This window comes from Pseudomonas sp. IPO3778, from assembly GCF_013386825.1.
In the GTDB taxonomy this organism is placed as follows: Bacteria; Pseudomonadota; Gammaproteobacteria; order Pseudomonadales; family Pseudomonadaceae; genus Aquipseudomonas.
Genome location: NZ_JACARC010000059.1, coordinates 1 through 24,880, shown reverse-complemented (window position 1 = coordinate 24,880; position 24,880 = coordinate 1). Strand labels below are relative to the sequence as shown.

The 24,880-nt window shown below is 61.3% G+C and carries 15 protein-coding genes; 8 read left to right on the top strand and 7 right to left on the bottom strand.

Features of this window, described 5'->3' with window-relative positions; translation table 11 throughout:
* Positions 1-131: 131 nt before the first annotated feature.
* Positions 132-347, bottom strand: a complete 216-nt coding sequence (gene rmf, locus HX855_RS27470; RefSeq protein WP_002553055.1) for a ribosome modulation factor — start codon at positions 345-347, stop codon at positions 132-134.
* A 530-nt stretch (positions 348-877) separates the two neighbouring features.
* Here rmf and rlmKL point away from each other — a divergent pair.
* A complete protein-coding gene (gene rlmKL / locus HX855_RS27465) occupies positions 878-3,142 on the top strand; it encodes a bifunctional 23S rRNA (guanine(2069)-N(7))-methyltransferase RlmK/23S rRNA (guanine(2445)-N(2))-methyltransferase RlmL (protein ID WP_177084721.1) in 2,265 nt (754 codons plus the stop codon).
* A gap of 139 nt (positions 3,143-3,281) precedes the next feature.
* Positions 3,282-5,681, top strand: coding sequence for a diguanylate cyclase (locus tag HX855_RS27460; protein ID WP_177084719.1), 2,400 nt, complete (start codon positions 3,282-3,284; stop codon positions 5,679-5,681).
* Between the two features lie 157 nt (positions 5,682-5,838).
* On the opposite strand, the gene dacB is transcribed toward HX855_RS27460, so the two are convergent.
* Positions 5,839-7,299: a D-alanyl-D-alanine carboxypeptidase/D-alanyl-D-alanine-endopeptidase gene (gene dacB / locus HX855_RS27455; protein WP_177084717.1), complete on the bottom strand. Its 1,461-nt coding sequence runs from the start codon at positions 7,297-7,299 to the stop codon at positions 5,839-5,841.
* A 235-nt stretch (positions 7,300-7,534) separates the two neighbouring features.
* Between dacB and HX855_RS27450 the strand changes: the two genes are divergently transcribed.
* Entirely contained in the window at positions 7,535-7,879 is a 345-nt protein-coding gene (locus HX855_RS27450; protein WP_003219101.1) for a YggL family protein, read from the top strand.
* A 55-nt stretch (positions 7,880-7,934) separates the two neighbouring features.
* Here HX855_RS27450 and HX855_RS27445 read toward each other — a convergent pair whose 3' ends face one another.
* Entirely contained in the window at positions 7,935-9,125 is a 1,191-nt protein-coding gene (locus tag HX855_RS27445) for a benzoate/H(+) symporter BenE family transporter (protein ID WP_177084714.1), read from the bottom strand.
* 331 nt (positions 9,126-9,456) lie between these two features.
* On the opposite strand from HX855_RS27445, the gene HX855_RS27440 reads away from it, so the two are divergent.
* Complete coding sequence (locus tag HX855_RS27440) at positions 9,457-10,221, top strand: GntR family transcriptional regulator (protein ID WP_003219095.1); 765 nt, start codon at positions 9,457-9,459, stop codon at positions 10,219-10,221.
* Between the two features lie 171 nt (positions 10,222-10,392).
* Here the strand turns inward: HX855_RS27440 and guaD are convergent, their stop codons facing one another.
* From guaD to xdhA, 4 genes are all read right to left on the bottom strand, one after another.
* Positions 10,393-11,697 (bottom strand): guanine deaminase, encoded by a 1,305-nt coding sequence (gene guaD, locus HX855_RS27435; RefSeq protein ID WP_177084712.1) that lies wholly within the window; start codon positions 11,695-11,697, stop codon positions 10,393-10,395.
* 7 nt (positions 11,698-11,704) lie between these two features.
* Positions 11,705-12,547, bottom strand: coding sequence for a xanthine dehydrogenase accessory protein XdhC (xdhC, locus tag HX855_RS27430; RefSeq protein ID WP_177084710.1), 843 nt, complete (start codon positions 12,545-12,547; stop codon positions 11,705-11,707).
* Between the two features lie 123 nt (positions 12,548-12,670).
* Positions 12,671-15,070 carry a xanthine dehydrogenase molybdopterin binding subunit gene (gene xdhB / locus HX855_RS27425; protein ID WP_177084708.1) on the bottom strand — a complete coding sequence of 800 codons (2,400 nt, stop codon included), beginning with the start codon at positions 15,068-15,070 and terminating at the stop codon, positions 12,671-12,673.
* Positions 15,063-16,511, bottom strand: coding sequence for a xanthine dehydrogenase small subunit (xdhA, locus tag HX855_RS27420; RefSeq protein ID WP_177084706.1), 1,449 nt, complete (start codon positions 16,509-16,511; stop codon positions 15,063-15,065). Before xdhA ends, xdhB begins: the two co-directional genes overlap by 8 nt.
* A gap of 293 nt (positions 16,512-16,804) precedes the next feature.
* Here xdhA and HX855_RS27415 point away from each other — a divergent pair, with 293 nt between their 5' ends.
* From HX855_RS27415 to ligA, 4 genes are all read left to right on the top strand, one after another.
* On the top strand, positions 16,805-17,464 hold the full coding sequence (locus HX855_RS27415) for a GntR family transcriptional regulator (RefSeq protein ID WP_177084704.1): 660 nt from the start codon (positions 16,805-16,807) through the stop codon (positions 17,462-17,464).
* Positions 17,465-17,466: 2 nt separating this feature from the next.
* On the top strand, positions 17,467-20,955 hold the full coding sequence (gene smc, locus HX855_RS27410) for a chromosome segregation protein SMC (RefSeq protein WP_177084702.1): 3,489 nt from the start codon (positions 17,467-17,469) through the stop codon (positions 20,953-20,955).
* Positions 20,956-21,214: 259 nt separating this feature from the next.
* A complete protein-coding gene (zipA, locus tag HX855_RS27405) occupies positions 21,215-22,066 on the top strand; it encodes a cell division protein ZipA (RefSeq protein ID WP_177084699.1) in 852 nt (283 codons plus the stop codon).
* An 87-nt stretch (positions 22,067-22,153) separates the two neighbouring features.
* The gene (gene ligA, locus HX855_RS27400; protein WP_177084697.1) at positions 22,154-24,511 is read left to right on the top strand and encodes an NAD-dependent DNA ligase LigA; all 2,358 of its coding nucleotides are present in this window, start codon (positions 22,154-22,156) and stop codon (positions 24,509-24,511) included.
* Positions 24,512-24,880: the final 369 nt, after the last annotated feature.

The following is a 24,880-nucleotide window of genomic DNA, read 5'->3' as shown; positions in this document are numbered from 1 at the left end:
CGGGATTCCGTGAAGAACCATTAAAAAGGGCTCCTCGAAGGAGCCCCTGGGCCGAAGCCCGCCGCCCGGATGGGGCGTGCGTGGTTAAGTGGTTGCGTATTCGTGCTGGTGTCGGAATTAAATGCCCTTGATTAGCCGACGGCGTGAAGTTCGTTGAGTCTGTGGATTCCCGCAGTGCCAGTCATACCGTCCCAGTTGTCGCCGCGTCCTTCTCGCCAGCCGTTGATCCAGGCTTGGCGTACCGACGGTAGAGTAAATGGGCAAAGCTCACGGGATTTGCCATGAACGCCATATTGATATCCGCGTAAAAATGCTCTTTCCAACGGATCACGCTTAAGTCTTCTCATAGGGTGTTTCCCTCACTTGTTGACTGTCTTGATATCCTTCGGCCTCGTCCGAGGCCGGGCAGAGTTTTTCTGCCGTTGGTGCGCTCGCTGCCGGCGTGGCGAGCACTGTGTCGACACCGTTACGGCGCCAACCTGTGTTGAGTTCTAACCAATAGGTCACATGGATTCAATGATCGTTTTGTCATAAGCACGTAACGATAATGATGCTATAGCCATAAGCTGGGCTGGCTTTTCGCCCCATTTATCGGGCAAACCCAGCTATGATGTGCCCTTCAAAGAGGATGGGTTTAATCCTTTAGTGAGAATGCCCGCCCGTTGCAGTCGGTTATTATTCGACGAAGGGTCAGAATATTTCTTTTTGTTGCATCAAATACCTGAACTGCCCCGTCAATAAAGGCCCACAAGGCCTGTAGCCGGGGTGGAACGGCACATTCGTGCCACACGAGCGCTCTTCAAGAAAAGCGCTTGATTGAAAACCGAACGCGCGATGCGTCGCCCGTTCACTTATTGCTGAAAAGCCTGGAATGCCCATGTCGGACCGTTACGAACTCTTCCTCACTTGCCCCAAGGGCCTCGAAGGCCTGCTGATCGAGGAAGCCGTCGGGCTTGGCCTTGAGGAAGCCCGGGAGCACACCTCGGCCGTGCGCGGCATGGCCGACATGGAAACCGCCTACCGCCTGTGCCTCTGGTCGCGCCTGGCCAACCGCGTGTTGCTGGTGCTCAAGCGCTTCCCGATGAAGGACGCCGAAGACCTCTACCACGGCGTGCTGGACATCGAGTGGGAAGACCACATGCTCGCCGACGGCACCCTGGCCGTTGAATTCAGCGGCCATGGCTCGGGCATCGACAACACCCACTTCGGCGCGCTGAAGGTCAAGGATGCGATTGTCGACAAGCTGCGCACCCCGACCGGCGAACGTCCGTCCATCGACAAGATCAACCCGGACCTGCGCATTCACCTGCGCCTGGACCGTGGCGAAGCAATCCTCTCCCTCGACCTGTCCGGCCACAGCCTGCACCAGCGCGGTTACCGCCTGCAGCAGGGCGCCGCGCCACTGAAAGAGAACCTGGCGGCGGCGATCCTGATTCGCTCCGGCTGGCCGCGTATCGCTGCCGAAGGCGGCGCGCTGAGTGACCCGATGTGCGGCGTCGGCACTTTCCTGGTGGAAGGCGCGATGATCGCCGCCGACATGGCCCCCAACCTGAACCGTGAGCTGTGGGGTTTCACCGCCTGGCTCGGTCACGTTCCGGCGCTGTGGAAGAAACTGCATACAGAGGCCAGCGAACGTGCCGCTGTCGGCATGGCCAAGCCGCCGCTGTGGATTCGGGGTTACGAAGCTGACCCACGTCTGATCCAGCCGGCCCGCAACAACATCGAACGCGCTGGACTGAGCCACTGGATCAAGATTTACCAAGGCGAAGTCGGCACCTTCGAGCCGCGTCCGGACCAGAACCAGAAAGGCCTGGTGATCTGCAACCCGCCGTATGGCGAGCGTCTGGGTGATGAAGCCAGCCTGTTGTACCTCTACCAGAACCTCGGCGAGCGTCTGCGCCAGGCGTGCCTGGGCTGGGAAGCGGCGGTGTTCACCGGTGCCCCGGACCTGGGCAAGCGCATGGGCATCCGCAGCCACAAACAGTATTCGTTCTGGAACGGCGCCTTGCCGTGCAAGTTGTTGCTGATCAAGGTCACCCCGGACCAGTTCGTCACGGGCGAGCGCCGTACTCCGGAGCAGCGCCAGGCCGAACGGGAGCAGGCTGCCTACGACCAGGCACCGACCGAGCCCCAAGAGCGCCAGTACAACAAGAACGGTAACCCGATCAAACCTGCCCCGGCCCCGGTGGTCGAGCAGGCGCGCTTGAGTGAAGGCGGGCAGATGTTTGCCAACCGCCTGCAAAAGAACCTGAAGCTGCTGGGCAAGTGGGCCAAGCGCGAAGGTGTCGATTGCTACCGCGTGTACGATGCCGACATGCCGGAATACTCCATGGCCATCGACCTGTACCACGACTGGGTCCACGTTCAGGAATACGTGGCGCCCAAGTCCATCGACCCGGAAAAAGCCTCGGCCCGCATGTTCGATGCCCTGGCGGCCATTCCCCAGGCGCTGGGCATCGACAAGAACCGCGTGGTGGTCAAGCGTCGTGAGCGTCAGAGCGGCACCAAACAGTACGAGCGCCAGAGCGCCCAGGGCAAGTTCACCGAGGTCAGCGAAGGCGGCGTGAAGTTGCTGGTCAACCTCACCGATTACCTGGACACCGGCCTGTTCCTCGACCACCGTCCAATGCGTATGCGCATCCAGAAAGAGGCGGCCGGCAAACGCTTCCTCAACCTGTATTGCTACACCGCCACCGCCAGTGTGCACGCTGCCAAGGGTGGCGCGCGCAGCACCACCAGCGTCGACCTGTCGAAAACCTACCTGGACTGGGCGCGCCGCAACTTCTCCCTCAACGGTTTCTCCGACAAGAACCGCCTGGAGCAGGGCGACGTGATGGCCTGGCTGGAAGCCAGCCGCGATGAGTTCGACATGATCTTCATCGACCCGCCGACCTTCTCCAACTCCAAGCGCATGGAAGGCATCTTCGACGTGCAGCGTGACCATGTGCAGTTGCTGGACCTGGCCATGGCGCGCCTGGCGCCGGGCGGCGTGTTGTACTTCTCCAACAACTTCCGCAAGTTCCAGCTGGAAGACAACCTCGTCGAGCGTTATGCCGTCGAGGAGATCAGTGACAAGACCATCGACCCGGATTTTGCGCGCAACGCCAAGATCCATCGGGCGTGGAAAATCACCGCTCGCTGATCGAAACACACTGAAGCCGCAAGCCCGGATTATTCCGGCCTTGCGGCTTTTTTGCGCTGGTCAAACGCAAGTCCTGTGGCTATAACTTAAGGCCTGGCCAAAGTGACGCACCCGCACGCTGGCGTTCCGAGTCTTGTCTATGCCGCTGCATGCCGTCCGCCCGAAAATCCTAGGCTTTATCAGCGAGCAGGTGTCGGCGTGGCTGGTGGCAGTGGTGGTGTTTCTGGCGGGTGTCGCGCTGACGGTCATCGTCGCCTGGGCCGCCTCCGACCGCTATCAGCAGCAGGTGCGCCAGCGCTTTCAGTTGCTGGTCAACGAGCGTTACAGCCGCCTCCAGGAACGTTTCGAAGACCAGGAGCAACGCCTGGGCAGCCTGCGACGGTTTTTCGTCAATTCCAATACGGTCTCCCGCACCGAGTTCGACGGTTTCGCAAAGCCCTTGCTGTTGCGCACCCGCGCCTATGCGTGGGCACCCCGGGTGATGCGCGACCAGCGCAGTGCGTTTGAACAGGCGATGACGGCTGAGCGCGGCGCGAGTTTCTCGATTCGCGAATTGAACGCGGCGGGCGAACTGACCCCGGCCACTCAGCGGGATGAGTACGTACCGGTGCTGTACAGCCAGACCCAAAGCCTGGTGGGCTCGCCGCTGGGGTTTGACCTGTTGGCCCAGCCCCTGCGGCGCTCGACGGTGGAGCGTGCGCAACAGTCAGGGAAAATGACGGTGTCCCAGCCCATGCAACTGGTGGGCGTGGAGCCGGCCTACGCCATGGGCGTGCTGCTGGTGGCGCCGGTCAGCCGCGCGCCGACGGAACCCGCTGGCGTTAGTGAACCCTACGGCTACGTGATGGCCGTGATCAGCATGCGCCAACTGGTGGCCGATGGCTTGCCCGCGCCTGCCCGGGACAACCTGGTCATGCAGATCGTCGACACCTCCGACACTGAGAATCGCGTGCTGTATGCGTCCAGCAATGCCGTGGCAGACAGCGACCTGGTGGCCGCACGCCGGCTGAGCCTGGGTGACCACGTCTACGCCTTGAGCCTGCGCCCCAGCCAGGTGTTCCTGCAGGGCAATCATTCTTCGCTGATCACTGTCCTGGTCATGGGCAGCCTGCTCAGCCTGTTGGTCAGTGCGTTGCTCTATGTGCTGGTCAGCCAGCGCCAGCGCGCCTTGAAGCTGGTGGAACAGCGCACCGCCCAATTGCGTCAGCGTGAGCAGGAGCTGCGGGGCACCCACGGCCAACTGCGCAGCGTGCTCAATGCGGCCACCCAAGTGGCGATCATCGCCACCGACCTGCGCGGCGTGATCACCACCTTCAATGCCGGCGCCGAGCAGATGTTGGGCTTTGAGACGGATGAGGTATTGGGCCACCTGACCCTTGAAAGCCTGCACCTGGCACCCGAGCTGGAAGCCCGTGCAGCGCAGCTGAGCGCGGCACTGGGCAAGCGCATCGCGCCAGGCCAGGCGATGCTGGTGGACAGCAGCGATGCACAGCACGAGGGCCGCGAATGGACGCTGGTGCGCAAGGACGGCAGTCAGTTGACCGTGAACATGCTTGCCACCGTGTTGCTGGATGAACATGGCCTGTGGGTCGGGCACCTGGCGATCTGCCTGGATGTCACCGAGCAAAAACGCGTCTATGAGGCGTTGGCCGCGCGGGATCGCCTGCTGAAGAAACTGAGTGCCCATGTGCCCGGCGGTATTTTTCAGTTCATCCTGGAGCCGAATGACGTCTGGCGTTTCATTTATGCCAGCGACGGCATTCGCGATATCTACGAAATCGAGCCAGGGATTTTGCAGCAGGACGCGCGCAAGGTCTTCGAGCGGATCCATCCGCTGGACGTCGAGCGGGTACGCGAGTCCATTCGCCTGTCTGCCCTGCAACTGAGCCATTGGCGCGAAGAGTACCGGGTGCTATTACCGCAACGGGGGCTGCGCTGGATTCGCGGTGAAGCGACGCCGGAAGAACTGCCTGGCGGCGGGACGTTATGGCATGGCTATGTGTCGGATATTTCCGATCTCAAGCGGGTAGAGGAAGAGCTGCGGGCGTTGTCGATTACCGACTCGCTGACGGGCATTCATAACCGGCGCTATTTCCAGGACCGCCTGAAGGCCGAGATGATTCGGGTCAAGCGCGCCTCGGGGTCGTTGTCGGTGATCATGCTCGACATTGATCACTTCAAACGCATCAACGACCAACACGGTCATGCGGTCGGCGATGAAGTGCTCAAGGAAATTTGCCGGCGCGTCAGCCAGCGGTTACGGCGCACGGATGTGTTTTGCCGGTTGGGGGGCGAGGAGTTCGTGGTGCTGTGCCCCAATACCGACGGCAGCCAGGCCTTTGCGGTTGCCCTGGAGTTGTGGCAAGCGTTGCGCAGTGCGCCGATGGAAGGTGTCGGTACCGTGACCGCCAGTTTTGGGGTGGCCAGTTGGCGAGTCGAGGAGGGCGTTGACGGCTTGTTGCTGCGGGCGGATTCGGGGGTGTATGCGGCGAAGCAGGCAGGCAGGGATAGAGTTGAGGCAGAGCGGGCGCTAGCTTGAAGTACCCGGCTATTCAAGTGGATAGACATCAGTGTGGGAGCTGTCGAGCTTTAGCGAGGCTGCGATAGGATCACCGCGGTGTACCTGATGCACCGCGGCGCCTGCATCGCAGCCTCGCTAAAGCTCGACAGCTCCCACATTTGATCTTCGGTGACCGTTATAGAACCGGTGCCGCCGCCGCCAGCTTCGGCTGGCGATACAGATCCAGCAGCACCTGATCCAGTACCGAAGACGCACCCCACGGTTTCGGATCGTTGAGAATCGCCACCACCGCCCAGGTATTGCCATTGTTGTCGCGGCTGAACCCGGCGATCGCCCGCACGGTGTTCAGGGTGCCGGTCTTGACGTGGGCTTCACCGCGCATGGCGGTGGTCTTCAGGCGTTTGCGCATGGTGCCGTCGGTACCGGCAATCGGCAGAGAGCTGATGTATTCCGCCGCGTACGGGCTTCTCCACGCCGCTTGCAGCATGGTCGCCATCTCCCGTGCGCTGACCCGTTCGGCACGGGACAGGCCGGAGCCGTTCTCCATCACCAGGTGCGGCGCGGTGATGCCTTTTTTCGCCAGCCACTGGCGCACCACGCGCTGGGCTGCCTTGGCGTCGTCGCCGTCGGCATCGGTGCGGAACTGCGCCCCCAGGCTCAGGAACAGCTGCTGGGCCATGGTGTTGTTACTGTATTTGTTGATGTCGCGGATGATTTCCGCGAGGTCCGGCGAGAACGCCCGGGCCAGCACCTTGGCATTCTTCGGTACCGGCGCCTGGATGTCGCGGCCCTGGATGCTGCCGCCCAGTTCCTTCCAGATCGCCCGAACGGCACCGGCGGTGTAGGTGGCGTGGTCCAGCAACGACAGATAAGTCTGCGAGCTGCAGCCATCGGCCAATTGGCCGCTGACGGTCACGGTGACGCTGCCATCGGCGGCGGTCATCGGGCTGTAGCGCACGTCGCCGGTGCATTGCTTGGCGTTGGAAACCTTGACCTGATTGTCGATGCGAATGCTCGCAATCGGCGGCTCCACCGACACCAGCACCTTGCCCGAATCATTGCGGGTCACAAAGCGCAGCGCCTTGAGGTTGACCATCAGGGCGTCAGGCTTGACCAGGAACGGCTTGTTCTCATCGTTGCCGTCGTCATTGAATTCCGGCAGTTGCGGCGGGATGAAGAAGCCGCGGTCCAGCACCAGGTCGCCGGTCACTTGCTGCACGCCATTGGCCCGCAGGTCGCGCATCAGCAGCCAGAGTTTTTCCATGTTCAGCTTGGGGTCGCCGCCGCCCTTGAGGTACAGGTTACCGTTCAGGATGCCGCCGCTCAGGGTGCCGTCGGTGTAGAACTCGGTTTTCCACTGGTGGTTGGGGCCGAGCATTTCCAGGGCCGCGTAGGTGGTGACCAGCTTCATGGTGGAGGCGGGGTTGACCGACACGTCGGCGTTAAACACGGTGGGTGTGCCCGGGCCATTGAGCGGGATCATCACCAGGGACAAGGCGTTGTTTTGCAGCTTGGCTTTCTGGAGGGCTTCCTGAACCTTGGGCGGCAGGGAAGTGTTGATCGGTGCGGCGGTAACGGAAAAGGCCAGGGGGAGAAGAAAACCGGCAAGCAACAGTGGACGCAAAGATTTGATCATAAGAATTAAAACCCTACTGCTGAGGGGTAAAAAGGTGAGGGGTATGTACGAAAAATCCCTCAATGGTCATGAAAGTGTCGGCATTATGCCCCAAGGCACCTGCACTTGTGGCTGAACGATAGCTGCTATTGGCGGTTTTTTTTACTGGCACTCTGCCGCCTGTCCTAGAGAGTCGGGCAAAGGCGTGCTTAAACTGCTAAAGTGCGGCCCGTTATTACTTAAGAGGATTGTTCCAATGGCGACTAACCGTTCCCGGCGTCTGCGCAAAAAACTGTGCGTTGATGAATTTCAAGAGCTGGGTTTCGAACTGAACCTGGACTTCAAAGAAGGTTTGGACGATGAAGCGGTTGACGCTTTCCTCGAAGCTTTCCTGACTGAAGCGATGGACGGCAACGGCCTGGACTACGTCGGCGGTGATGACTTCGGTCTGGTTTGCAAAGCCACCCGTGGTTCGGTCAACGAAGAGCAGCGTGCCGCTGTTGAAGCGTGGCTGAAGGCTCGTCCAGAGCTGACCCGCGTTGAAGTCAGCGCCCTGTTGGACGCTTGGCATCCAGAAAAGCCGATCAACCCGGCAGTCTGATGTCATGAAAAAGCGACCCGCCCGGGTCGCTTTTTCGTTACCGGGTCTTAAAAAGTCAGGCTTTGCGCCCGTTCAGAATCACCAGCGTCAACACCCCCGCCACAATCCCCCAGAACGCCGAACCGATGGAAAACAACGTCAACCCTGACGCGGTGACCATAAAGGTGATCAACGCGGCTTCCCGTTCCTTCGGCTCATTCATGGCGATGCTCAGGCCATTGATGATCGAGCCAAACAAGGCCAGTGCCGCAATCGACAGCACCAGTTCCTTGGGCAGGGCGGCGAACAACGCGGCCAGTGTCGCGCCAAACACCCCGGCAATCCCGTAGAAAATCCCGCACCACACTGCGGCGGTATAACGCTTGTTGCGGTCTTCATGGGCATGGGGCCCGGTGCAGATCGCTGCACTGATGGCCGCCAGGTTGATGCCGTGGGAGCCAAACGGCGCGAGCACCAGCGACGCCAGGCCGGTGGTGGTGATCAGGGGCGAGGCGGGCACGTTGTAGCCATCGGCCCGCAACACCGCGATTCCCGGCATGTTTTGCGAGGTCATGGCCACCACGAACAGCGGAATGCCGATGCTGATGGTCGCCGCCAGGGAGAAGTGCGGCGTGGTCCACACCGGCGTGGCCACCTCCAGGTGGAAACCGCTGAAGTCCAGCAGCCCCATCAGCCCGGACAGCGCGGTGCCGATCAGCAAGGCCGCGAGCACCGCATAACGCGGCGACAGGCGCTTGATGACCAGATAAGTGAAGAACATCCCCAGCACCAGCCCGGTGCGGTGCTGGGCGGCGACGAAAATTTCGCTGCCGATCTTGAACAGAATCCCCGCCAGCAAGGCTGCTGCCAGTGAGGCCGGAATGCGTTTGACGAGTTTTTCGAAACTGCCGGTCAGCCCGCAGATCGTCACCAGCACCGCGCAGGTGATGTAGGCGCCGATGGCTTCGCCGTAACTCACCCCGCCCAGGCTGGTGATCAACAGCGCCGCGCCCGGGGTGGACCAGGCAATGGTGATCGGCGTGCGATAACGCAGGGACAGGCCAATGCTGCACACCGCCATGCCGATGGAGATCGCCCAGATCCACGAGGAAATCTGCGCCGTGGTCAGGCCGGCGGCCTGGCCCGCCTGAAACATCAGCACCAGGGAGCTGGTGTAGCCGGTCATCATGGCAATGAAACCGGCGACGATGGCCGAAGGCGAAGTGTCGGCCAGTGGACGTAATCGCGCTTGGGGGGCGTCGGACATGGGGCGGTGTTCCTTGTGCCAGGCTGTTTTTGTAGGAGCGAGCTTGCTCGCGAAGGTCGTTAACGATGACGCTGGCATCCTGAATGAATGCGGTGCTTATACGTTTTTCGCGAGCAAGCTCGCTCCTACAAAGGAGAAAGTGCGGAATCAAGCCTAAACTCAAACGTAACGATTCATTGCAATACAGCCGGCGCCGCAAACAGCCGTACAGTGTGTTGGCGCAATGGGTTGTGTACAATGTGCGCTGATTTTACGCGATACTTGCCAGCGACCCTCTGTACCGTATTACAGTCAACGTCAATTCGCCGCCGTTCTCCCGACCCGAGTGCCCATGAACGAACAGTTGCAGCCCCTCAAGAAACAACCGCGAGCCGGTAAGGCCGGTCGCAGTGGAACCCAGGACGATATCGTCTACGCGCATATCTTCGAGGCGATCCTCGAACAACGCCTGGCGCCCGGTACCAAATTGAGTGAAGAAGCGCTGGGCGAAATCTTTGGCGTGAGCCGCACCATCATTCGCCGCGCGCTGTCGCGCCTGGCCCATGAAGGCGTGGTACTGCTGCGGCCCAATCGCGGCGCGGTAGTGGCCAGCCCGAGTGTCGAGGAAGCCCGCCAGGTGTTCCTGGCCCGGCGCCTGGTGGAGCGCGCGATCACTGAATTGGCGGTGCAGCATGCCACGGCCGAGCAACTGGCCGAGCTGCGTCAGATGGTCAACGACGAGCGCGACAGCTTTTCCCGTGGCGATCGCGGCGCGGGTATCCGGCTTTCCGGCGAGTTCCACCTGAAACTGGCCGAGGCGGCGAAGAACGCGCCGCTGATCAGTTTCCAGCGCAGCCTGGTGTCCCAGACGTCGTTGATCATCGCCCAGTATGAAAGCGGCAACCGCTCGCACTGTTCCTACGATGAACACACTCAGTTGATCGACGCGATCGAAGCCCGGGATGCGGATCTGGCGGTGAACCTGATGATGCACCACATGGATCACATCGACAGCAAGCTCAACCTCGATGAGGAAAGCGCATCGGATGACCTGCATGCGGTGTTCTCGCATTTGTTGCAGACCAAGAAGCCGGGTCGCTCGTCTGTAAAATTGTAATGTGATCGCCTCCACTGTAGGAGCGAGCTTGCTCGCGAAAAACGCATAGGCGCCGCGTTCATTCAGGATGCCGGCGTTATCGTTAACGACCTTCGCGAGCAAGCTCGCTCCTACAGAGAAGGGCGCAAAAAAATCCCCGGTTGATAAACCGGGGATTTTTTATTTCAGGGTTTAGCGCTGATGCACGAGCTGCCCCGCCGCATACGTCTGCAACACCGCCCGGTCATCCCCCAGCGTCATCAACACAAACAACGTCTCGGCAATGTTATTGGCCTGCTTCAGGCGATAGCTGAGCAGCGGCGTGGCGTTGTAATCCAGCACCAAAAAGTCGGCGTCAGTGCCCGGTTGCAGGGTGCCGATCTTGTCTTCCAGGCGCAGCGCCCGCGCACCACCCAGGGTCGCCAGGTACAACGACTTGAACGGACTCAACCGCGCGCCTTGCAACTGCATCACCTTGTACGCCTCGTTCAAGGTTTGCAGCAGCGAGAAGCTGGTGCCACCCCCCACATCCGTGCCCAGGCCGACATTCAGTTTGTGTTTCTCGGCCATCGGCAGGTTGAACAACCCGCTGCCCAGGAAGAAGTTCGAGGTCGGGCAGAACGCTACTGCCGAACCCGCCTCTGCCAGCCGTGCGCACTCGTCATCGCACAGGTGCACGCCGTGGGCGAACACCGAGCGCTCACCCAGCAATTTGTAATGGTCGTACACGTCCAGGTAGCCACTGCGCTCCGGGAACAGTGCTTTCACCCATTCCACTTCCTGCAGGTTTTCACTGATGTGGGTCTGCATGTACAGGTCCGGGTATTCCCCCAGCAACTGCCCGGCAAGGGTCAACTGTTCCGGCGTACTGGTCGGTGCGAAACGCGGCGTCACGGCGTAGTGCAAACGCCCCTTGCCATGCCAGCGCTCGATCAGTGCCTTGCTTTCTGCGTAGCCGGATTCCGCAGTGTCGGTCAGATAGTCCGGCGCGTTGCGGTCCATCATCACCTTGCCGGCGATCATCCGCAGGTCGAGCTTCTCGGCGGCTTCAAAAAACGAGTTCACCGATTGCGGGTGCACGCTGCCGAATACCAGGGCGGTGGTGGTGCCGTTGCGCAGCAGTTCCTTGATGAAAATACCCGCGACTTCTTCGGCGTGGGCCTTGTCGGCGAACTGGCTTTCACACGGGAAGGTGTAGGTGTTGAGCCAGTCCAGCAACTGCTCGCCGTAGGCGCCGACCATGCCGGTTTGCGGCAGGTGGATGTGAGTGTCGATCAAACCGGGGGTGATCAGCGCGTCCTGGTAATGGGTGACTTCGATGTCGGCAGGCAGGCTGGCGAGCAGTTCGCTGGCGTGGCCCAGGGCGCTGATCTGGCCGTTGTCGATCACCAGCAGGCCGTCTTCGAAATACTCGTAGGAGGCTTCGATTCCCACTTCGGCAGGGTCGGCGATGCTGTGCAAAATGGCGGCACGGTAGGCTTTACGTGTCAAAGGCATGGTCGTCTCAGTTAGTCGCTTGGCTGCGGCGTGACACCGGCAGCAGTTTGGCAATGGGTTCGGCGCTCGCAGTGTGCTGGCCGAAGTTGGCGTTATAGGTGGCGATGATTTCGCCGGCGATGGAGATGGCGATTTCCACAGGCAATTTGCCTTTGACTTCAGTCAGCCCCATCGGGCAATGCATGCGTTGCAGTTGCGCGGTGTCGAAACCGCGGTCCCGCAGGCGGTGTTCAAATTTGACGCGCTTGGTCTTCGAACCGATCAGGCCGAAGTAGGTGAAGTCATTGCGCTTGAGCAGGGCGGCGGTCAGTTCCAGGTCCAGGGCGTGGTTGTGGGTCATGACGATGCAGTAACTGCCTGCGGGCAAGTTGTCGATTTCATCCACCGGCTCTTCGCTGACGATTTTACGCACGCCTTGGGGGATGTGTTCCGGGAATTCCTGTTCCCGGGAATCGATCCAGCGCACCCGGCACGGCAGGCTCGCCAGCAATGGCACCAGCGCACGGCCCACATGGCCGGCGCCGAACACCGCGATCTGCGCCTGCACCTGGCCCATGGGTTCGAACAACAGCACCGTCACGCCGCCGCAGCACTGGCCCAGGCTGGCGCCGAGGCTGAAGCGCTCCAGGTGGGTGTTCTGCTGGCCGCGCACGAGCATGTCCCGGGCGATCTGCATGGCCTTGTATTCCAGGTGCCCGCCGCCGATGGTGTCGAACGTGTGGGCAGCACTGATGACCATCTTCGACCCGGCATTGCGCGGCGTGGAGCCGAGCTCCTCGATGATGGTCACCAGCACGCAGGGTTCACCCTGGTTCTGCAGGTCGGCTAAGGCGCTGATCCAGTTGTTCATGTTTACCTCAGCATCTCTGTTGTCAGTTCGACCGCCTTCGCGAGCAAGCCCGCTCCCACATTTGATCGGGTTCACACATCAAAATGTGAGAGCCGGGCTTGCCCGCGATGGCAGCGCCTCGGTCTAGAGCGAAGCCAGCTCGGTTTCGGTTTCCACAGCTTTTGCGGCAGTCAGTTGGCGCATCTGCTCACAGCCCCACAACACCCGCTCCGGGGTCGCCGGTGCATCAATCTTCGGCTGATGGCGATAGTCACCCAGGCTCGCCACGGCATCCTTGATCGCACACCACGAGGCGATGCCGAGCATGAACGGCGGCTCACCCACGGCCTTGGAGTGGAACACCGTGTCTTCCGGGTTCTTGCGGTTTTCCACCAGCTTCACCCGCAGGTCCAGCGGCACGTCGGCCACGGCCGGGATCTTGTAGCTGGCCGGGCCGTTGGTCATCAGTTTGCCCTTGGCGTTCCACACCAGCTCTTCCATGGTCAGCCAGCCCATGCCCTGGATGAAGCCGCCTTCGACCTGGCCGATGTCGATGGCCGGGTTCAGCGACGCGCCCACGTCGTGCAGGATGTCGGTGCGCAGCATTTTGTATTCGCCGGTCAGGGTGTCGACGATCACCTCGCAGCAGGCCGCGCCGAACGCGAAGTAGTAGAACGGCCGACCGCGTGCCTGGCTACGGTCGTAGAAGATTTTCGGGGTTTTGTAGAAGCCGGTGCTCGACAGCGACACCTGGGCGAAATACGCCTGCTGGATCAGCGCCTCAAACGTCAGGATATGATCGCGAACCCGCACATGCCCGTTGTGGAATTCAACGTCTGCCTCGCTCACTTCATACTTGCGCGCGGCAAATTCCACCAGGCGTTGCTTGATGGTTTCGGCGGCATTCTGCGCGGCCTTGCCGTTCAAGTCGGCGCCGCTGGAAGCTGCCGTCGGCGAGGTGTTTGGCACTTTGTCGGTGTTGGTGGCGGTGATCTGCACGCGGTCGATTTCCACCTGGAAAATCTCGGCTACCACCTGCGCCACCTTGATGTTCAAGCCCTGGCCCATCTCGGTGCCACCGTGGTTCAGGTGGATGCTGCCGTCGGTGTAGATGTGGATCAGCGCACCGGCCTGGTTGAGGAAGCTGGCGGTGAAGGAAATGCCGAATTTCACCGGGGTCAGCGCCAGGCCTTTTTTCAGGATCGGGCTGTTGGCGTTGTAGCGACGGATCGCTTCGCGGCGCTCGTAGTACTGGCTGCTGTGTTCCAGTTCAGCGGTCATCTCTTCGAGCATGTTGTGCTCGACGGTCTGGTAGTAGTGGGTGACGTTGCGCTCGGTCTTGCCGTAGTAGTTGGCCTTGCGCACCGCCAGCGGGTCGAGGGCCAGATGCCGCGCGATGGCGTCCATCACTTCCTCGATGGCGACCATGCCCTGGGGGCCGCCGAAGCCACGGTAAGCGGTGTTGGACGCGGTGTTGGTCTTGCAGCGATGGCCGTTGACGGTGGCATCGCCCAGGTAATACGAGTTGTCGGAGTGGAACATGGCGCGGTCGACAATCGAGTTCGACAGGTCCGGCGAGCAGCCGCAGTTGCCCGCCAGGTCCAGATTGATACCGTGCAGGCGGCCGGTGTCGTCGAAGCCTACGTCGTACTCGATATAGAACGGGTGGCGCTTGCCGGTCATCAGCATGTCTTCGACCCGTGGCAGGCGCATCTTGGTCGGCTGCCCGGTGAGCCGCGCCACCACCGCACACAGGCACGCAGGGCTGGCCGCCTGGGTTTCCTTGCCGCCGAAACCGCCGCCCATGCGGCGCATGTCGACCACGATTTTGTTCATGGAAACGTCCAGTACTTCGGCCACCAGTTTCTGCACTTCGGTGGGGTTTTGCGTGGAGCAGTAGACGATCATGCCGCCGTCCTCGGTAGGCATCACCGAGGAGATCTGGGTTTCCAGGTAGAAGTGTTCCTGGCCACCGATGTGCAGGGTGCCCTGGATGCGGTTTTTGGCTGTCGCCAGTGCGCCGGCGGAATCACCCCGTTGGTGCGTATGGCTGTCCAGCACGAAATGCTTTTTGCGAAACGCCTCGACCACGTCCAGCACCGGCTCCAGGTCTTCGTATTCGATCACCGCGGCCATGGCGGCCTTGCGCGCGGTTTCCAGGTCGCGGGCGGCGACGGCCAGCACCACCTGGCCGACAAACTGCACGGTGTCGATGGCCAGCAACGGGTCGCCGGGCATCAGCGGGCCAATGTCTTTCAGGCCCGGCACGTCTTCGTGGGTGATGACGATGCGTACACCTTCGAAGGCGTAGCAGGGCGACGTGTCGATGCTGAGGATCTTCGCGTGGGCGCGGTCCGACATGCGTGCGTACAGGTGCAACTGGTTGGGGAATTCCAGACGGTCATCGATGTACTGCGCCTCACCCGAGACGTGCTTGGCAGCGCTGTCGTGCTTGACGCTGCGACCGACTCCGCTGGTCAGGTCCTGGGCAAACAGTTCGGCGAGTTCGGCCTGGGATTTTTCCACGGCGTGATGGTTAGACATAAGCGGTCACCCGAGTCTCGATGTGCGGCGTTTGCAGTTCGATGAAGTATTTGCGCAGCAGGTTCTGGGCGCTGAGCAGGCGGTATTCCTTGCTGGCACGGAAGTCCGACAGCGGGGTGAAATCTTCGGCCAGCGCAGCGCAGGCTTTTTCCACGGTGGCGGAATTCCAGGTGGCGCCGTTCAGCACGGCTTCGCAGTTTTTTGCGCGTTTTGGGGTGGCGGCCATGCCACCAAATGCAACCCGGGCGTCGCGGATGACGCCGTTGTCGATCTTCAGGTTAAAGGCAGCGCAGACCGCAGAAATGTCGTCGTCCAAGCGCTTGGACACCTTGTAGGCACGGAACAGCGGCACGCCTTTGGGCACGATGATCTTTTCGATGAATTCGCTGTCCTGGCGGGCGGTGACGCGGTAGTCGATAAAGTAGTCTTCCAGGGCCAGGGTGCGGCGGGTGTTGCCCTTGCACAGCACGATCTGCGCACCCAGGGCGATCAGCAGTGGCGGCGAATCACCAATGGGCGAGGCGTTGCCGATATTGCCGCCCAGGGTGCCCTGGTTGCGGATCTGCAACGAGGCGAAACGGTGGAGCAATTCGCCGAAGTCCGGGTATTCGTGGTTGAGGGCGGCGTAGCAATCGGACAGCGACGTGGCCGCGCCGATCTCCAGGCGGTCGTCAAAGCTTTCGATGCGCTTCATTTCTTCGATACTGCCGACGTAGATCATCACCGGCAGCGTGCGGTGGAACTGGGTGACTTCCAGCGCCAGGTCGGTGCCGCCCGCCAACAGCCGGGCTTGTGGGTACGCGTCGTAAAGGTCAGCCAGGTCGGCGACGGTCAATGGCACCAGGCAGCGTTTATCGCCGCTGTTCAGTTCTCCGGTTTGCGTCGGGGCGATGGCTTTCAGGCGGGCAATAGTCTCGGCCTGGCGGCTGTCGAACTGGTCCTGGGGCTTGTTGCAGCAGGCCTGTTCGGCGGCGGCGAGAATCGGGCGATAGCCGGTGCAGCGGCACAGGTTGCCGGCCAGGGCTTCGTGGGCTTTCTGGCTGTCGGGGGCATCGCTGTTTTTTTGCAGGGCGAACAGCGACATCACAAAACCCGGGGTGCAGAAGCCGCATTGCGAACCGTGGCACTCCACCATGGCTTGCTGCACGCTGTGGAGTTGGCCTTGGTGCTTGAGGTCTTCGACGCTGATCAGTTGTTTGCCGTGCAGGGACGAGACAAACGTCAGGCACGAATTGAGGCTGCGATAGCGAATCTGCTCGGCGCCTTGATCGTCGGTGTGCAACTCGCCGACCACCACGGTGCAGGCGCCACAGTCGCCGCTGGCGCAGCCTTCCTTGGTGCCGGATTTGCCCAGGTGCTCACGCAAATAGTTGAGCACGGTCAGGTTCGGGTCCAGGGCGTGCTCGCTACGGAGCTCCTGGTTTAGTAAAAACTGGATCACGGAAGGCCTCGCAGACTCATTATTGTTGTTAACCGCTTTGCGCCGAATCTAGTCATGTCTGACTTTTCGGTCAACGATTTTCTGACCGAAAGGTCAAGAAAATGCGATATCAACATCCTTAATTATGGTCCAGTTCTCTGGAACCGCCGTTTTTCGGGGCTTCTGGACTTTAACGGTTGCTTATTTCATGCCAAATTCAGCACTGCTCTTGGGTGAGTGTGCCCAGAGCCATCAGCGGGCCATATGCGCTACACTGCCGCGCTTGTACCGATAGAAGATTTTGAAGGGAAAACATGACGTTCAAGGCGCCGGATAGTCTTGCCGAGCAGATTGCTCATCACCTCGCCGAACGTATCATTCGCGGCGACCTCAAGCCTGGGGAGCGGATCCAGGAGCAGAAGGTCACACTGGCACTCAATGTCAGCCGTGGTTCCGTGCGCGAAGCCTTGCTGATCCTCGAGCGCCGGCACCTGATCGCGATCCTGCCGCGCCGTGGCGCCCACGTCACCGAACTCACCGCCCACAAGGTGCAGAGCCTGTGTACGCTGATGGGCGAACTGTACATTTTGCTGGGCAACTCGGTGGCCGCCGGCTGGCAGACCCAGGCCGACATGGCGCCGTTCGTGCAAATCCAGCAGCGCCTGATCGCCAGCTTCGAACGCCAGGACATCCGCGCCTTCGTCGAAGAAAGCTTCAACGTGATGCGCGCCGCCTATCCGTTCGCCAACAACCCGTATTTGCAGGAAACCGTCGAGAACCTGCAGCCGGCGATGAACCGCGCCTATTACCTGGCGCTGGATCAACGCAAGGCGTCCATGAGCGAGTACCTGGTGCTGTTCGAGCAGTTGCTGGCCGCCGTGCTGGCCCGTGACCTGCCGCAGATTCGCCTGGTGCTCTCGGCCTACGGCGAGCGCAGTTGCTCGCTGGTCATCGCTGCGTTGGCGGAAGCCTAAGCGTGCGGCTCAAGTGCATCAAACTGGCGGGGTTCAAATCCTTCGTCGACCCGACCACGGTGAACTTCCCCAGTAACATGGCGGCAGTGGTGGGGCCCAATGGTTGCGGCAAGTCGAACATTATCGACGCCGTACGTTGGGTGATGGGCGAGAGCTCCGCGAAAAACCTGCGTGGCGAGTCGATGACCGACGTCATCTTCAACGGCTCCACCAGCCGCAAGCCGGTGAGCCAGGCCAGTATCGAACTGGTGTTCGACAACTCCGACGGTACCCTGGTGGGCGAGTATGCGGCCTATGCGGAAATTTCCATCCGCCGCAAAGTCACGCGCGACAGCCAGAACAGCTACTTCCTCAACGGCACCAAGTGCCGGCGCCGGGACATCACCGACATTTTTCTCGGCACCGGCCTGGGCCCGCGCAGTTACTCGATCATCGAACAGGGGATGATCTCCAAGCTGATCGAAGCCAAGCCCGAAGACCTGCGTAACTTTATTGAAGAAGCGGCCGGCATCTCCAAGTACAAGGAGCGCCGGCGCGAGACCGAAAACCGTATCCGCCGCACCCACGAAAACCTCGCCCGCCTGACCGACCTGCGTGAAGAGCTGGAGCGCCAGTTGGAGCGCCTGCACCGCCAGGCCCAGGCCGCCGAGAAGTATCAGGAATACAAGGGCGAGGAGCGTCAGCTCAAGGCACAACTGTCGGCCCTGCGCTGGCAGGCATTGAATGATCAGGTGGGCCAGCGCGAAGCAATCATCGGCACCCAGGAAATCAGCTTCGAAGCCTTGGTGGCCGAGCAACGCAATGCCGACGCCAGCATCGAGCGCCTGCGGGACGGTCACCATGACCTGTCCGAGCGCTTCAATCTGGTGCAGGGGCGCTTTTATTCGGTGGGCGGCGATATCGCCCGGGTCGAGCAGAGCATCCAGCACGGTCAACAACGTTTGCGTCAATTGCAGGATGACCTGAAAGAAGCCGAACGCGCGCGCCTGGAAACCGAATCCCACCTGGGCCACGACCGCACCTTGCTGCTGACCCTCGGGGAAGAGCTGGACATGCTCACCCCCGAGCAGGAAGTCACCAGCGCGGCCGCTGAAGAAGCCGCTGCAGCCCTGGAAGAATCCGAAACCACCATGCACGGCTGGCAGGAGCAGTGGGACACCTTCAACCTGCAATCTGCCGAGCCCCGCCGCCAGGCTGAGGTGCAGCAGTCGCGCATCCAGCAACTGGAAACCAGCATGGAGCGTCTGGCCGAGCGTCAGCGGCGATTGGTGGAAGAGCGCGTGCTGCTCGCCGCCGACCCGGAAGACGCGGCGATCCTCGACCTGAGCGAGCAACTGGCCGAAAGCGAAATGACGCTGGAAGAGCTGGAAGCCAGCGAAGAACAGCAAGTGGAACGCCTGGAGCAATTGCGTCAGCAACTGCAACAGGCGACCCAGGCCCAGCAAACCGCCCAAGGTGATTTGCAGCGCCTCAACGGCCGGTTGGCGTCCCTGGAAGCCTTGCAGCAAGCGGCGCTCGACCCGGGCACCGGCACGGCCGAATGGCTGCGCGACCAACACCTGGCCGAGCGCCCGCGCCTGGCCGAAGGCTTAAAGGTTGAAGCCGGTTGGGAGCTGGCGGTGGAAACCGTGCTCGGCGCCGACCTGCAAGCGGTGTTGGTGGATGATTTTGGCGGCTTCGACCTGGCGGGATTTGCCCAGGGCGATTTGCGTTTGCTCAGCCCGGCGGCGGACGGCACTCGTGTGCCGGGTAGCCTGCTGGATAAGGTTGAGGCGGCGATTGATCTGTCGCCTTGGCTGGGCCAGGTCAAACCAGTGGACAGCCTTGAGCAGGCCCTGGCCCAGCGCGGCCAATTGGCGGCGGGGCAAAGCCTGATCAGCCGCGACGGCTTTTGGGTTGGCCGGCACTTCCTGCGGGTGCGTCGCGCCAGCGAAGCGGAAAGCGGTGTTCTGGCCCGTGGCCAGGAAATCGTCAACCTGACCGCCGAGCGCGAAGAACGCGAAGCGACGCTTGAGTCCCTGGAAAACCAGCTGCAAACCCTGCGCGCCACTCAGCGCCAGCAAGAGACAGGCCGCGAACACCTGCGCCGCCTGTTGCAGGACGAAGCGCGCCAGCAAGGCGAATTGAAAGCCCAGCTCTCGGCGAGCAAGGCCAAGGTCGAACAACTGACCCTGCGCCGTACCCGGCTCGACGAAGAAGTGGCCGAGATGGGCGAACAACGTGCCCTCGAACACGAACAAGTCGGCGAAGCGCGCCTGCAATTGCAGGAAGCCCTCGATAGCATGGCCCTGGACACCGAGCAGCGCGAGTTGCTGCTGGCCCAGCGCGACAGCCTGCGCGAGCGCCTCGACCGGGTGCGCCAGGAAGCCCGCCAGCACAAGGACCATGCCCATCAACTGGCCGTGCGCCTCGGCTCCCTGCGCGCCCAACACGACTCCACGCGCCAGGCCCTTGAGCGCCTGGAAATGCAGTCCGAACGCCTGACCGAAAAACGCGAGCAACTGAGCCTCAACCTGGAGGAGGGCGAAGCCCCGCTGGAAGAGCTGCGCCTGAAGCTTGAAGAACTGCTCGACAAGCGCATGACCGTCGACGAAGAACTCAAGACCGCACAAATCGCCCTGGAAGACGCCGACCGTGAGCTGCGCGACGCCGAAAAGCGCCGGACCCAGGCCGAGCAGCAGTCCCAACTGATCCGTGGCCAGCTCGAACAGCAGCGCATGGAATGGCAAGCCCTGACGGTGCGCCGCAAAACCCTGCAAGACCAGTTGCTGGAAGACGGCTACGACCTGCACGGCGTGCTCAATACCTTGACTGCCCAGGCCAACGAGAAAGACGCCGAAGAAGAACTTGAGCGGATTGCCGCACGCATTCAACGACTCGGCGCGATCAACCTCGCGGCCATCGACGAGTACCAGCAGCAGTCCGAGCGCAAACGTTACCTGGATGCCCAGAACGCCGATCTGGTGGAAGCCCTGGACACCCTGGAAAACGTGATCCGCAAGATCGACAAGGAAACCCGTAACCGCTTCAAAGATACCTTTGATCAGATTAATGGCGGTTTACAGGCGTTATTCCCGAAAGTTTTCGGTGGTGGCAGCGCTTACTTGGAACTGACGGGCGAAGATCTACTCGATACAGGGGTGACGATCATGGCGCGGCCTCCGGGCAAGAAGAACAGCACCATCCATTTGTTGTCCGGTGGCGAGAAGGCACTGACCGCATTGGCCCTGGTATTTGCGATCTTCAAGTTGAACCCGGCGCCGTTCTGCATGCTCGACGAAGTTGACGCCCCGCTGGATGACGCTAACGTTGGACGGTATGCCCGACTGGTTAAAGAGATGTCCCAGACGGTGCAGTTCATCTATATCACCCACAACAAGATCGCCATGGAAATGGCCGATCAGCTGATGGGCGTAACGATGCACGAGCCGGGCTGTTCGCGTTTGGTGGCGGTGGATGTGGAAGAGGCGATGGCGCTGGTGGAATCCTGAGTCGCACGTCGAAGGAGGATTTTAAGCAGGATGTAAGGTGATTTACCGGTCCGGGAAAAGTGGCAAATGGACATATTTGTTCAAGCCATTTTGACAGACGGTGTAAAGTTATCTTTGGTCGTGCTAGTTTAATGTCAAATTTTCGTATGCGTGGGCAAAACGTCATTCAGAACATAGAGTTGGCGCCACGTTTTAAAGCGGTTTGCACGGTGCTAAACCCCTTATTTTTCAGCATTTTTTATTAGAGGCACGGGATTACATGGAAATCGGTCTGCGCGAGTGGCTGATCGTCATCGGCATTATTGTCATTGCCGGTATTCTTTTTGATGGCTGGCGCCGGATGCGCGGCGGCAAGGGCAAGTTGAAATTCCGCCTGGACCGCAACCTGTCCAATTTGCCGGACGACGACGGCAGCGCCGAGCTGCTGGGGCCGCCCCGTGTCCTGGACAACCATAAAGAGCCGCAACTGGACGAGCACGATCTGCCGTCGATGAGCGCACCGCTGCGTGAAGCCCGCGAGCCCAAGCGCGGCAAGCGTGGCGCCGCCAGCGAACCGGCCCAGGGCGACCTGAACCTGGACCTGGACGAAGGCCCGAGCTTCAGCAGCCGTGACGATGACTTCCCGGACGAGGCTCCGACCAAGAGCGCTCATAAAGAATCCGTCAAGGATCAACCAGCTGCCGAAGAGGTGCTGGTGATCAGCGTGATCTGCCGCGACGCCGCCGGCTTCAAGGGCCCGGCCTTGCTGCAGAATATTCTGGAAAGCGGCCTGCGTTTTGGCGAGATGGATATTTTCCACCGCCACGAAAGCATGGCCGGCAACGGTGAAGTGCTGTTCTCCATGGCCAACGCGGTCAAGCCGGGCATCTTTGATCTGGACGACATCGACCATTTCAGCACCCCGGCGGTGAGTTTCTTCCTCGGTTTGCCTGGCCCGCGCCACCCGAAACAAGCATTCGACGTGATGGTGGCGGCAGCCCGCAAGCTGTCCCAGGAACTCAACGGCGAACTCAAGGACGATCAACGCAGCGTCCTGACTGCCCAGACCATCGAGCATTACCGTCAGCGCATCGTCGAGTTCGAGCGTCGCGCCCTGACACAGAAGCGCTGAGGTTCAAGCTTAAGCGTTGCCTGTAGAATCCATGCACTAACATATTGAGCAGCTTCGGCTGCTCTTTTGCTTTATGAGAGAACACCCATGACCGCCGCCCACACCCGCATCCTCGAACTGCGCGCTGAACTGGATCAGCACAACTACCGTTACCACGTCCTCGATGAACCGAGCATCCCGGACGCCGAGTACGACCGGTTGTTCCACGAACTCAAGGCCCTGGAAGCCGAGCACCCGGACCTGGTCACCCGTGATTCACCGACGCAGCGGGTCGGCAGTGCGGCATTGTCTGCGTTCACTCAGGTGCGTCATGAAATCCCGATGCTCAGCCTGGGCAACGCCTTCGATGAAAGCACCATGCTGGAGTTCGATCGCCGGGTCACCGAAGGCCTGGACCTGCCGGTAGGCGACCTGTTTGGCGGCGGTGCGGCGGTGGAATACAGCTGCGAGCCGAAGCTCGATGGCCTGGCGGTCAGCCTGCTGTATCAGGACGGTGAACTGGTGCGTGGCGCCACCCGTGGCGATGGCACCACCGGTGAAGACATCAGCGTCAACGTGCGCACCGTGCGCAATATTCCCCTCAAGCTGCAGGGCAGCGGCTGGCCGGCGACCCTGGAAGTGCGCGGCGAAGTGTTCATGTCCAAGGCCGGTTTCGAGCGGCTGAACGCCACCCAACTGGAAGTCGGCGGCAAGACCTTCGCCAACCCGCGCAATGCGGCGGCGGGCAGCCTGCGCCAGCTGGATTCGAAGATCACCGCCAGCCGCCCGCTGGAATTCTGCTGCTACGGCGTGACCACGGATATCAGCGACACCCACATCGGCAACCTGCAACAGCTGAAGCAGTGGGGCATGCCCATCAGTCATGAACTGAAGCTGGCCAAGGGGATTCAGGATTGCCTCGACTACTACCGTGATATCGGTGAGCGGCGGAATGCCTTGCCCTATGAAATCGACGGCGTGGTGTTCAAGGTCAACAGCATTGCCTACCAACGGGAGCTGGGCTTCCGCGCCCGCGAACCACGCTGGGCAATCGCTCACAAATTCCCGGCCATGGAAGAGCTGACCGAACTGCTGGACGTTGAATTCCAGGTCGGCCGCACCGGCGCTGTCACGCCCGTGGCACGTTTGAAACCGGTCAAGGTCGCGGGCGTGACCGTGTCCAACGCCACCCTGCACAACATGGACGAAGTGGCGCGCCTGGGCTTGATGATCGGCGACACCGTGATCATCCGCCGGGCCGGCGATGTGATCCCCCAGGTGGTGTCGGTGGTGACCGAGCGTCGCCCGGAAAACGCCCGGGCGGTGCAGATTCCCGAGAGCTGCCCGGTGTGCGGTTCCCATGTTGAGCGCACGCAGCTGGTCAAGCGCAGCAAGGGCAAGGAAACCGTCAGCGAAGGCGCGGTGTATCGCTGCGTCGGGCGCCTGGCCTGTGGTGCGCAGCTCAAGCAGGCGATCATCCATTTCGTGTCGCGCCGCGCTATGGACATTGATGGCCTGGGCGACAAGACCATTGAGCAACTGGTGGACGAGAAGCTGATCGGCTCGCCGGCAGACCTCTACAAGCTCAAGTACGAGCAGGTCATCGACCTTGAAGGTTTCGCCGATGTCTCCAGCAAGAAGCTGATCACCGCCATCGAAAACAGCAAGACACCTACCCTTGCACGGTTTATCTACGCCCTCGGCATTCCCGATGTGGGCGAGGAGACCGCCAAGGTGCTGGCGCGCTCCCTGGCGTCACTGGAGCGGGTGCAGCAGGCCTTGCCGGAGGTGCTGACGTACTTGCCGGACGTTGGCCTGGAAGTGGCCCACGAAATTCACAGCTTCTTTGAAGACAGTCACAACCAGGAAGTGATCGGTGCCTTGATCTCCAAGGACGAGTGCGGCCTGGCGCTACAGGAGCAGGGCGAGCTCAGCGCCGAGTTTGCGGCCAGCACCACGCTGGGTGGCTTGCTCGACAAGCTGCACGTGCCGTCCGTAGGGCCGGGTGCGGCGCAGAAGCTGGCCGACAAGTTTGGCTCCCTCGAAGGCGTGATCAAGGCCGATTGGCTCGACATGCGCCAGGCGTTGCCGGAGAAGCAGGCCAAGGCTGTGCGGGACTTCTTCGACATCGAAGAAAACGCCCGTCGCGCCCTGGCCATTGAGCAGCAGCTCAAGGACTTCGGCATGCACTGGCAGAGCGAGAAGAAAGTCGTCGAAGGCTTGCCCGAGGCGGGCCACACCTGGGTGCTCACCGGCTCTCTGGAGCTGATGAGCCGGGATGTGGCCAAGGAAAAACTCGAAAGCCTCGGCGCCAAGGTGGCGGGCTCGGTGTCGGCGAAAACCCATTGCGTGGTGGCCGGGCCGGGCGCGGGTTCGAAGCTGGCCAAGGCCAGTGAGCTGGGCCTGAAAGTGCTGGATGAAGAGGCGTTCGTCGCGTTTCTGGCCAAGCACAACATCACGGTCTGATGCTTTTTGCGATGAGCGGGCTTGTTGTGATGAGCAGGCTTGTTGTGGCGAAGCGATTTGTTGTGGTGAAGCGGTTTGTTGTGGTGAGGTGGCTTGTTGTGGCGAGGGGGCTTGTCCCCCGTTGGGCTGCGCAGCAGCCCCAGTCAGGCCACCGAACTCTTTCAGGTAGAACGCGATGACGGATTTTGGCGCTGCTGCGCAGCCCAACGGGGGGGACTGTCAGATTTTTTGTGTGCGGGCCGGTAATGGCCTGCCGCCAGGCAGGCCGTGCTTTTACCAGGCCGGCCTGATAAATCGGTCTCCGTACAGAATCGCGAATTGATTCATCGCGCTCTTCCAGTCAGGGGCCGCAGAGCCCCAGGTTGCTGG